Below are 11,354 nucleotides of genomic sequence, written 5' to 3' on the forward strand. Positions count from 1 at the left end.
TAAAGAAGCCCCTGAACAGGGGCTTTCTTATTTCGATAAATTCTATCAGTTTGTAAAATGCTTTCGTTGTGTTGCATACAGAATTACAAATAATACGGCAACAAACAAACCGAAGACACCACTCACAAAGCCAACAAGTATGGTAGTAACAAGTGGAAATGCAAACTCAGCAATACTGTAAATAACAAATCCCTGCTTTTTCAGTTTACGCATTTGCATAGCACCATAGATGCAAAGCACAGCACAAATAACCGACACAATTAACAGAACCGATCTGTATTCATACTGTTTCAGTGTAGATTCGGCGGACCATTTAAAGAAACTGCTCATTCCTTTCAAAGCAGGCTGTTTCTCCATATCCTTCATTGATTCAAGTTGCTTCACACTGTAAGCAATCAAAAAGTAATTAAATACTGATCCAGCTATTTGCAGTCCGCTGCCAACATAAGTAAGAATACACAATACTTTTATTCCCTGTGGAAAATTGTCGTTTGCATAGGCATGCGGCTGGAGATAATCTTTTTGATTGTCCGGAGTATTCATACCAAATTTTTATCAAAAATAAAGACAATCATTTCAATTAATCAAAATTAGAACTCACTATCTGCACTTACATTTGCAGACAGTTATGCGGCAACCAATAAAATTCAACCTGCAGGACCAGACACTCTGGCTTTCCACAGAAAGCTGTTTGTACTGGGAGGAAGACCAATCTTTGATTGTGTCTGATATTCATTTCGGAAAAAGTGGTCATTTCAGAAAAGAAGGAATCGGGATTCCCCAGGGAGCATTTAAAGAAGATCTGCAAAGGCTGGTTGCACAGATCCAGTTTTTCAAACCAAAGCAGTTGATTGTAGTGGGTGATTTTTTTCACAGTAAAATGAACAGCGAGATATTACTGTTTGAAAAATGGAGAAGAGATTTATCGGCACTACCCATTCATCTTGTAAGAGGAAATCATGACATATTAAGCGATGCATGGTATTCAGAAAATGAAATTGAAGTGCATGAGCAGGAATTAAAACTGAATCAATTCAACTTTGTACATGAAATGACTAACGGCCAGACACTACCGGCGACTGGCTATTACTTTTCCGGCCATATCCATCCTGGAATCAGTATTCATGGACTTGGCAAACAATCTTTACGGTTTCCCTGTTTTTATTTTTCTGAAACCCATGCAATCCTTCCTGCATTTGGAAGATTTACCGGTTTACATTCCATAAAACCAAAAAAGAAAGACAAGGTATTTGCCATCGTAAATAAAAATATCATTGCAATAAATCAATAAGCCATCAGCAACAAAGTTCTTCATATTGCTTTTGCTCCCATCTATGCACATCCGTTACCTGAAGGGCATCGGTTTCCTATGCTGAAATATGAGTTGATCCCTGAGCAATTGCTGCATGAAGGAACTATTTCAACAAACAATTTAATTGCGCCGGCAAAATGTACTGATGAAATAGTACTGCTAACACATACTGAAGAATATCTAACCAAACTGCATCAACAAACACTTTCTGTAAAAGAACAGCGGCATATTGGCTTTCCGCAATCACCTCAACTTACTGAACGGGAGTTGATTATTACACAGGGCACCATTGATTGCTGCATATCTGCATTTGAGAATGGAGTTGCATTGAATGTTGCAGGTGGCACACATCATGCATTTGCAGACAGAGGCGAAGGATTTTGTTTACTGAATGATTTTGCAACTGCGGCCAATTATTTACTGCATCAAAATCTTGCCAAACAAATTCTCATCATTGACCTGGATGTTCACCAGGGAAATGGAACAGCAAAATTATTTGAACACAACAGGAAGGTTTTCACTTTCAGTATGCATGGTGAACATAACTATCCTTTTCATAAGGAAACAAGTGACCTTGATATTGGATTGAAGGATGGAACAGATGACAGCACCTACTTCCATTTGCTGGAACATCATTTAAATACATTGCTTGAAAAAGTAAAACCAGATTTTGCCTTTTATCTTTCAGGAGTTGATATTTTAGAAACAGACAAGTTTGGAAAACTGAAAGTAACCATGCAGGGATGTAAACAAAGAGATGAAATTGTATTCAAAAAACTGAAGCAGCATCAAATCCCCTGTACTGTTGCAATGGGCGGCGGCTATTCACCTGATGTAAGAACAATTGTTGAAGCCCACTGCAATACATTTCGTTTGGCAAAAGACATGTACAACTTAAACTGATCAGGCTCCTGCTTTGCTTTCTTTCTTCCTCTTTAGTTTCAGGTAATCAATAAAGAAGATCATGCGTGCAGTAATTTCGTTTCCATGTGGTGATGCAAGCATGCGGGTTGCATTTGCAGCATAATGTTTATAGCGGTTACCGTCAATCGGAAAATCATTTGCAAGCCAGTTCTTCCAGCCAATGATGAAACGACTGCCATAGTTGAAATCCCATGTATAGAACACATCCATATTCCATACATTAAAATTCTGATCCTGGCCGGGAACAAATGCACGGTCGGTTCTCCAGCCATCTGCACCAACATTATAAAAACTGTGGTATTCAATCCGGCTCCAGTAATGCCTTGCACGCAACGTAAGATTCATCCTGCTGGTGAAATTGTAAATACCGCTGATGAGTGTGGTTATATCTTTATTTCTTCTCCGTCCAACAATCGGCTCACCATTGGCTTCACGTTTAAATGCATAACCAAATTGCCCACGGTCATCTTTTAAACTCATGTCAACATCTAAACTGAAACGGTCGCTGAAACGGTAACGCAATCCCGGGTTAATAACTATGTAAGGGTCATCTTTAATATCTACTGATTCAGCAAAGCCAAGAACATAGCGTCCGAATAATTTCTTTCGGCTGTCAGAACTTCCGCTGATACGCAGGAATGCCCATGGAACCTGCCTTAAAAATTTACCGGGAGTACGTAATTCAAAATAATCTTTTTGCCATAAGGGTTGGTACTCAGCTGCTATACTTACATCCCAAAAGTTTTTGAAAAACCAGAAGGCACTGGCACTATAACGGATATTGGCAAACACAAAAGGTTTGTACAACATTTCATGCCTTATTCCAAAGCCAAAATTATAAGCATTGAATTTTTTTGTTGGTGTGGCATGCACATAATTGATCTTGAATTGAGTCATGACTTCATTTGGAGCGACTAAAAATCCTAGATCATTCGGATCATATTTATCACTTTCGATACTGCTGCTGAGGCTGTATTGAATTTTACCGCTTACTTTCCCAAGTGTTACAAGACTTTTAAAGCCATTATAAGGATTGGCGCCCATGATCTGGCTGTAATCAAACTTTCCCTGTAAACCGTATTTGTTGCTTTTCCCAAACAATGCAATATCCGATCCTGTAACGTTCGCATCTCTTGCTGCCCCACTGCGTGTAGTATTTGCATTGGTGAGAGTAATAGATGAGCGGCCTTTCAACGCCTGGTCAATTACAATGAGATTATAATTCGTTAATGGTTCTGTTTGAATACGCTGTTGCTGCTTATTGTTGATGTTCTCAACTTCAGCAAACATCTGTGCTCCAATTGCATTGAAAATACCAATGCCCAATTTCTGCTTTGTTCGTCCTGAAAACTTGGTAGCATTCAGTAACTGCACCACACCAGGGTTGGAAATAATTTTTGTACTGTCAGTTGAACCTATGCTCCTTGCATTATAATAACCTGATGGAGTTGCTCCCACTCTTCGTGAATAAAACAATCCTCCTTTATTAAATATCTCCGTGCCTTCTGTAAAGAATGGACGGTTCTCCTGGAACTGTACTTCAAAAGGCGACAGGTTATTAATCACATTATCAGATATCACCTGCCCGAAATCAGGAATCAATGTCATATCCAATGTAAAACTTTCATTCACTCCATATTTTACATCCATACCACCATTCCGCAAAAACTCATTGAGTCTTCCTTTTGAAGTTGGCGTAGTTCTGTAACCTGCAGTTATGTAAGGAAGAAAAGACAAACGCAAAGGTGGTGTCAGATTTTCTAATCCGCTTAAACGGCCAAACTGATTTACAAATCCATTTTGATTGGGGTTGATATTATTCCAGTAAGAACTTTCATTACTTCGCCGTACATAACGCTGAAAGTTGATGCCCCAATCCTGTTTATCTTTTTTTGCAAAGCGAAGTGAAGAGTATGGAATTTTCATTTCAATTACCCATCCATCTTCTTTCATAGTTACTTTACTTTCCCATACAGCATCCCAGCTGTAATCACTTGGCGGGCCAAACTGCGAAGAACGATTCGGGCTTAATCTACCATCACTCTGCACATTTCGGCTGGTAACCAAAAACTGAAAGCCATTCTGATCATCATTATACGTATCAAAGAAAACTGAGAAATAATCAATGTCCTGCCTGCTTTCTCCATCTCGTGCAGTTAACTGAGTACGTACAAGTTTTGGGTCATCATATAAATAAGCACCAATGTAAATAGATGAATTATCATACACCACAAACACTTTGGTAGCATAAGCAGATGCTTCGCCATAGTTGGGACTGTTGACCACAAAGTTTTCAGCAACCGGCGCATTTTGCCAAATGGCTTCATTGAGCACACCATCAATTTTTGGAGTTGTAAAAATCTTATTCGCCTGGATGGTTCGTTCAGGTTCATTTCCGGCATAAGACAGTACAGCGGCAAGCAGAAAAAGCAAAGAAAATAGTCCTTTCATAAAGGGCGCAAGCTATATAAAAAAACCGCCCATACGGTTGAATTTGTATGAGCGGTTTAATGAATTATTCCTTTTTCAATAGGGAAATACTATCTTAATTCATTTTCTTCTTAAGGTTATTTACCTGGTCCTGCAGGTTGGTTACCAGTGATGCAAGATTGCTCACATCCCAGCGTTGGCCCTGTCCTACTTTGCTGATGACCATTTGTGCACTCCAGAACTCCAATACATCTTCTGTATTTACCTGGTATGGTTGATAAACCGGGTTATCGCTGAGCAGAGTCAATTTATTTTTGCTGCGGTTGCTTTTTAATACACGTTTATACACTACTCCTTCCGATTTACTCAACACGATATAGGCATTGTTATTCTTTACATCATCAAGGTTTTCAACCTTTGCACCAACAATTACACTGCCGCTGGGTGTTGGCATCATACTGTCACCAATAATTTCAAATGCACGGTAAGTGCCGCTGGTGAGCATGGGTAAAGTAAATGTATTCAGCTCATCGAGGAATTCAGGATCGGCATATCCATTCAAATAACCGGCTGCTGCTTTTACAGGTACAAAATGAATGACATTGGTTTCAGCGAGCATTTTTAATTGCCTGCGTTTAGCAAGGTAACTGCCTTTTGTTTCACTCAGGTCTTTACGAAGCAGGTCATCAATACTCACTTTAAACAGATCGCTTACTGTTTCCAATACTTCGTAATTGGGTTCTGCCCGTTCTTCCTCATAGGCGCCCACCAGTGAGCGTTTGATTCCGATTTTCTGAGCAAATTCGTCCTGTGTAAAACCACGCAGCTTGCGCAAATACTTCATGTTTTGATTGGCCATTGCCATATGATACTAATTTTATTGGAGCTAAGATACTAATTATTTTAGTTTTACAAAATTTTGAGAACATTTATTTTGCTTTACTTTATTCCCTGCTGTTTCTATTATATTTTTCTAATGACCGTAATCATTGCAAAAGAGGAACACTTGAGTATAACTTCATATGCATTTTAACTAGTAACAATACAATGCTTTCCAATGGAACTCCTTTAAAATGCCGGTTGAAACCGGTATTACAAATAGCTGATTCCGGTTTTGCTATAACATGAGTACCGATCAGTCTTTCCATTAATTAAACTTACAATTATGAAAAAAATTACTCCTGAGTGGTTACACAGGTTAGGTTTGCTGTTCCTTTTGCAACTGCTCTTTTCTTCATCTGTTTTTTCACAGGGATTTTCTCCTGCAGTACAAAACAGATTACAGTATATTATCGACAGTTTTCAGAATAATCCTGCCAACCCTTTTGTTGGAGGAATAGCTGTTGCAATAAATGTTGACGGACTTGCTTTGTGGCAGGGATCTACCGGTTATGCAGCCCGCAATATTGATGCACAAAACAACCTGTTACCTGGCGGCACTCTTTTTACAAAAAATATGCTGTCAAGAATTTACAGTGTTACAAAACTTTCACCGCAGCACTTGTACTTGAACTTGCAAGAGAAGGATCTTTAAATCTGGATGCACCGGTCAGCAATTATATTCCATTGCAACTGATTAACCCCGGACTCAACAGTTCAGTTACAATTCGCCAGTTACTGGCACATGAAAGTGGTTACAGCGATTATACAGATGAATACATGTTACAGGTATCAGTCGCATTTCAGCCTGCACGGGTTTGGAATGCTTTTGAAACCATCAGTTTTTGTCACCAGATTAATGTTCCCGGTGCAGAACGCCAATACAGCAGTACCAATTACATTATGCTTGGTGCAATTATCGAAACTGTAACCGGCAAGCCAATGGAACAGCATTACAGGGAACGTTTTTTTGATAAGCTGGGGTTTACCTCTATGTATCTTGGTGGAAGAGAATCTCAAAATGGTCATGGTGAACTTGCAGCACCGCATGATAATTTGAGTATGTTTAATCCTGTTTTCCAAATGACGGGCCAACCAACATTTCCTGATGCTTATACGAATATTACAAGATTTCCTTTAGATGCAATTGTATCACTTGCTTTCAGCGGTGGTGGTATTGTTTCCAATGCGGCTGAGCTGGCTGAATGGCGAAATGCATTGTTTGGTGGAAGAGCAACAAGTGCTTCTACCCTGCAAGCAATGGTAAACTCTATTCCGGCAACCTCTGATGAAGATGGCGATTATCTTGGATATGGTATCTGGACAAATAAAAAAATAAGTACAACAGATTACTTTGTTGGCCATAATGGAAGTGCAATTGGTTACAGATCATTAATGATGTATCAGCCCGACCGTAAAATGACCATTGCCTTAGTAACCAATTACGCAGGCTGCAATCCATATTTAATTGAAAAAGCATTGTATGAAGCGCTGCCCAATTTTATCTGCGGAAATGATAACCGCAAAGAGTGGAAAATACTGCTTTGTTACAAAGGAAAAGATATTTGCGTTGCAAGAGAAGCTGCTCCGGTTCATATAAACAAAGGAGCCTATCTTGGTTCCTGCAGTATGGAATTACCTGCTGTACAAACCAGTGGCACTAACAGCAGTATAGATCAGACAAATGAAGAAACAGCATTTACTGCTTATCCGAATCCATTCAGCAACCAGGTTACAATTCAGCTGAAAGCATCAAAAAGCGGAGTAGTGAGTTTGAACCTGTATGATCTCAATGGTAAATTGGTAAAACACCTGTTTACAGGAAACATGCAGGAAGGAACGATGAAACAGGTAATACTTCAATCAAATGGATTACCAGCTGGCACATATATCTGCCGTTTACAAACCAATGCAGGCATCAGTAACCGAAGATTGATATTGAATAAATAGCAGACATACAATTAAAAAAACAACAAACCCCGAAGCAGTTAAAGTTTCGGGGTTTGTTTATGCGGTTTATTGTGAACTAAAAAATCTTATCCTGCATTTCAGTTGTTTCTTTCACCACCTGCTCATCAAGAGCAATTCCTTTGTGGGCAATTGCTTCCCGCAAAACATCATTGATGGTAATTACTCCCTGAAACTGTGTATTATCAAATACCAGAAGATATCTTGTTTTATGACTGTTTAGAAGTTTCATACAGGATTCTACTGATTCTTCTGATCCGATTACCGGCAAGTTACTGCCCATTACCTCTTTCACCGTTGCCGAGTCACTATGCAGTCCTTTTAAAATTACATTCCGGCTGTAATCCCGTTCAGAAAATATTCCAGCGAATTCATTCATTTTTTTTACAACAAGATAACTGAGGTTTACCGAACTCATCAGTTGAAGGGCTTCTATCACCTTTGCATCGGCATCAATTACATTAAATATGTGAGGCTTGTTTTTTAAAATGTCGGCGGCAGTTCTCATAACAATCGTTTTTGTTTAACTAAATATACGTTTTGAATTGCTTATTAAAAAGAGATTGTTTTCAGTTCAATTTTGTGAACTCCTGAATATATCAGACTTTTACCTGCATATAAAGGCTGACTCTATAAAGTAAACCAAATGGCGAAACCAAAAAAGAATACTTCCCCTGCAAAAGTAAAAGCAGTGAAGGAACGACCTATTATCCTTATAACAAACGACGATGGTGTAACTGCTCCCGGTATCCGCAACCTGGCAGAAGCAGTAAAAGATCTTGGAAAAGTGGTAATTGTTGCCCCTGATAAGCCTCAAAGCGGCATGGGCCATGCCATCACTATCGGCTTTCCACTGCGCATGCAGCAACTGCATATCATGGATGGTATTGAAACATGGCAAACCAGCGGCACACCGGTTGACTGTGTAAAACTGGCTGTCGACAAGGTACTGCACCGCAAACCCGATATCTGCCTGAGTGGAATTAACCATGGTGCCAATCACAGCATTAATGTTATTTACAGTGGAACCATGAGTGCGGCTATTGAAGCAAGTATTGAAAGCATCCCATCTATTGGCTTTTCATTGCTTAACTACAGTATGGAAGCCGATTTCAGTGCCAGCAGAGTTTATGCAAAAAAAATTGTGGAACAGGTGCTGGCATCAAAAAAATTAGACAAACACCTTTGCCTCAATGTAAATATTCCCAATGTAGACGCCAGCTTAATTAAAGGAGTAAAGTCTGCCGCCAGGCTTATGCCAAATATGTGGAAGATTTTGATGAACGCAAAGACCCCAGCGGCAAGAATTATTACTGGCTCACTGGTGAGTTTAAAAACTTTGACAAAGGAAAAGACACGGATGTTTGGGCATTGGAACACAATTTTGTGAGTGTAGTTCCCGTTCAATTCGATCTGACAAATTATGCGTTAAAAAAATTACTTGAAACAAAACTGAAATTCTGATGCTGAAACTTGATAAACTGCCTTTTGGAATTGTATTGGGTGCTTTAGCTCCTATTCTTGGCCTTGTTGTATACTATTTCCTGAAGTCTCCTTCCATCAGCTTTGGCGAATTTGTAGAATATTTTTTCAGAACCAAAGCAATGCTTACTGCAGTAGGCAGCCTCAGCCTGATTGCCAACATTATTTTATTTACTCTTTTCATCAATGCACGCAGAGATAAAACCGCCATTGGTATTTTCATTATGACATTGATGTACGGATTAATGATCCTGTATGCAAAGTTTTTTATGTAAACTGGTCTGCTTTTAAAACTCACTGTTTAAATATAAAGAATGTAAAAGGGTTGCCTTTGCCGGCAACCCTTAACCCTTTTCTTATTGTTGATGTCTGTAAAATCAGCTCTTTACAATTGCTGATTCAGAAACAACTTTTGAGCTGTTCTTTACATTGAAAACTTCTGTTTTAGAACCTTTCACATCACGGATTTCAAAACGAACATCAATTCCTTCGAGTTCTTTGTTGAATTGAAACTTACGTGTAATGTTTGTTCCGTAAACAATTTCTTCATGTAACACTGTACCGTATTCATCTTTTACGATGATGATGAAACGCTGGTTGGCAGTATTATTGAGGTTCAGTTGAAATACGGGTTGGTTGTTCAACTGTCCTGCAATCTTCAATTCTGCGCCTCCAGTTGTTGTATCACCTGCTGAAGCGGTGAATCCTGTTGTTACTGCTAAAAGGGTAAATAAACCGATAGCTGCATTTTTAATTGTCTTTTTCATGTGCTTAATTTTTATTGTTTTGTATCTGAAACATAGGATATCCATAAATGATCAATTCAACGGGTGAATAAATTTTAATTCATGGGCCTTTTATTTCCCTATGTCTCAAAAAGTTTAAAAATCTTTTTTACTGTTTCTCTTTTTCAATGTGCAAGTATCGCCTGAAGCAAGCAAGGTGGGTCAAATGACTTCCGGAGTTGTTTGAACTGCAAAAAGCAGTTATTGTTTCAATGACAACACAAATGTAAACCCATTTTTTGCAGCATTCAAACCAAGATTCGATACTTTTTATGGCCTTAACTTTAAAAGTGAATCACTAAAACCCCTACTGACAAAGGCTTTCAGGAAAATATTTGAATGATGCCCAACAGGCTGTTTCAGGGGAGGTTAAATCAATGTTAACGCATTAAAAAGCGATATTTATGTGCAGGATATAGATGATTATCTTTGTTCCTCACAAATGATCATCCACTCTTTTTCATGAATTATTATATAATAGCAGGTGAAGCAAGCGGCGATTTGCACGGAAGCAATTTAATTAAGGAACTGCACCATAAAGACTCAATGGCAAATATCCGTTGCTGGGGTGGCGATAAAATGCAGGCTGCCGGTGCAACATTGGTAAAGCATTACCGAGACCTTGCATTTATGGGTTTTGTGGAAGTACTGAAAAATATCAGCATTATTTTTAAAAGCCTCTCGTTCTGCAAAGAAGATATTCTGCTGCATAAACCGGATGTATTAATATTAATTGATTATCCGGGCTTCAACTTACGTATTGCCAAATGGGCCAAAGAAAATAATATAAAGGTTGTTTATTACATTTCACCACAGGTATGGGCATGGAAAGAAAACAGGGTAAAGATGATGAAACAATGTATTGATCTGATGCTGGTGATTTTACCTTTCGAAAAAGAATACTATAAAAATAAATGGAACTGGGATGTTGAATATGTGGGGCATCCACTTGTTGAAGAAGTTGAAAATTTTCAATTGAAAAATCAGCGTGACCGTTTTTCTGACAAACCGGTTATTGCCCTTTTGCCCGGCAGCCGCAAACAGGAGATCTTAAAAAAACTTCCTGTTATGCTGGAAGTAAGTAAAGAATTTCCTGCATACCAGTTTATTATTGCCAGAGCCCCCGGCCTTGATGATTCATTTTATACAGAGATGATTAAAGAATACAGCAATGTATCATCAGTAAGCAATGAAACATATTCTTTGTTACAGCAATCAGCAGCAGCGCTTGTAACATCGGGTACTGCAACATTAGAAACAGCATTATTTAATGTGCCGCAGGTTGTATGCTATAAAGGCAATGAAATAAGTTACCAGATCGCCAAACGGCTGATTAACATCAAATACATTTCACTTGTTAATCTTATTATGGATAAAGAAGTGGTAAAAGAATTGATTCAGCATGAAATGAATGCAGAGTGTGTTATCTCCGAACTAAGTAAAATACTTCCCGGTAAAGAAAAAAGTAAATTAATCCTTACTGATTACAGGCTGCTTAAAGAAAAGCTGGATAAAGGTGGGTTTGCGTCGGCAAAAGCAGCAGATGCAATTCTTCAGTTTATGAATCGTTGAAT

Annotated in this window: 11 protein-coding genes and 1 pseudogene; 7 read left to right on the plus strand and 5 right to left on the minus strand. The window is 38.6% G+C overall.

Features of this window, described 5'->3' with window-relative positions; all coding sequences use genetic code 11:
- Positions 1-45: 45 nt before the first annotated feature.
- Positions 46-543, minus strand: coding sequence for a hypothetical protein (locus IPK31_01275; protein MBK8086709.1), 498 nt, complete (start codon positions 541-543; stop codon positions 46-48).
- A gap of 85 nt (positions 544-628) precedes the next feature.
- Here IPK31_01275 and pdeM point away from each other — a divergent pair, with 85 nt between their 5' ends.
- Positions 629-1,291 carry a ligase-associated DNA damage response endonuclease PdeM gene (gene pdeM / locus IPK31_01280; GenBank protein ID MBK8086710.1) on the plus strand — a complete coding sequence of 221 codons (663 nt, stop codon included), beginning with the start codon at positions 629-631 and terminating at the stop codon, positions 1,289-1,291.
- 78 nt (positions 1,292-1,369) lie between these two features.
- On the plus strand, positions 1,370-2,215 hold the full coding sequence (locus tag IPK31_01285; GenBank protein MBK8086711.1) for a histone deacetylase: 846 nt from the start codon (positions 1,370-1,372) through the stop codon (positions 2,213-2,215).
- Here the strand turns inward: IPK31_01285 and IPK31_01290 are convergent, their stop codons facing one another.
- Both IPK31_01290 and IPK31_01295 read right to left on the minus strand, forming a co-directional pair.
- On the minus strand, positions 2,216-4,687 hold the full coding sequence (locus tag IPK31_01290) for a carbohydrate binding family 9 domain-containing protein (protein ID MBK8086712.1): 2,472 nt from the start codon (positions 4,685-4,687) through the stop codon (positions 2,216-2,218). It abuts the gene before it with no gap.
- A gap of 94 nt (positions 4,688-4,781) precedes the next feature.
- Positions 4,782-5,531: a LexA family transcriptional regulator gene (locus IPK31_01295; protein MBK8086713.1), complete on the minus strand. Its 750-nt coding sequence runs from the start codon at positions 5,529-5,531 to the stop codon at positions 4,782-4,784.
- Between the two features lie 300 nt (positions 5,532-5,831).
- Here IPK31_01295 and IPK31_01300 point away from each other — a divergent pair, with 300 nt between their 5' ends.
- Entirely contained in the window at positions 5,832-6,200 is a 369-nt protein-coding gene (locus IPK31_01300) for a hypothetical protein (GenBank protein ID MBK8086714.1), read from the plus strand.
- A 32-nt stretch (positions 6,201-6,232) separates the two neighbouring features.
- Positions 6,233-7,495, plus strand: a complete 1,263-nt coding sequence (locus IPK31_01305; GenBank protein ID MBK8086715.1) for a serine hydrolase — start codon at positions 6,233-6,235, stop codon at positions 7,493-7,495.
- A 76-nt stretch (positions 7,496-7,571) separates the two neighbouring features.
- Here IPK31_01305 and IPK31_01310 read toward each other — a convergent pair whose 3' ends face one another.
- Positions 7,572-8,021, minus strand: coding sequence for a CBS domain-containing protein (locus tag IPK31_01310; protein MBK8086716.1), 450 nt, complete (start codon positions 8,019-8,021; stop codon positions 7,572-7,574).
- Between the two features lie 138 nt (positions 8,022-8,159).
- Between IPK31_01310 and surE the strand changes: the two are divergent.
- Positions 8,160-8,977 (plus strand): annotated as a pseudogene (gene surE / locus IPK31_01315) (5'/3'-nucleotidase SurE).
- Positions 8,977-9,270, plus strand: a complete 294-nt coding sequence (locus tag IPK31_01320; protein MBK8086717.1) for a hypothetical protein — start codon at positions 8,977-8,979, stop codon at positions 9,268-9,270. The pseudogene surE and the gene IPK31_01320 overlap by 1 nt, the downstream one beginning before the upstream one ends.
- A gap of 102 nt (positions 9,271-9,372) precedes the next feature.
- Here IPK31_01320 and IPK31_01325 read toward each other — a convergent pair whose 3' ends face one another.
- The gene (locus tag IPK31_01325; GenBank protein MBK8086718.1) at positions 9,373-9,762 is read right to left on the minus strand and encodes a hypothetical protein; all 390 of its coding nucleotides are present in this window, start codon (positions 9,760-9,762) and stop codon (positions 9,373-9,375) included.
- A gap of 480 nt (positions 9,763-10,242) precedes the next feature.
- Here IPK31_01325 and lpxB point away from each other — a divergent pair, with 480 nt between their 5' ends.
- Positions 10,243-11,352, plus strand: coding sequence for a lipid-A-disaccharide synthase (gene lpxB / locus IPK31_01330; protein MBK8086719.1), 1,110 nt, complete (start codon positions 10,243-10,245; stop codon positions 11,350-11,352).
- The last annotated feature ends 2 nt before the right edge of the window (positions 11,353-11,354 follow it).

The organism is Chitinophagaceae bacterium, assembly GCA_016713085.1.
In the GTDB taxonomy this organism is placed as follows: Bacteria; Bacteroidota; Bacteroidia; order Chitinophagales; family Chitinophagaceae; genus Lacibacter.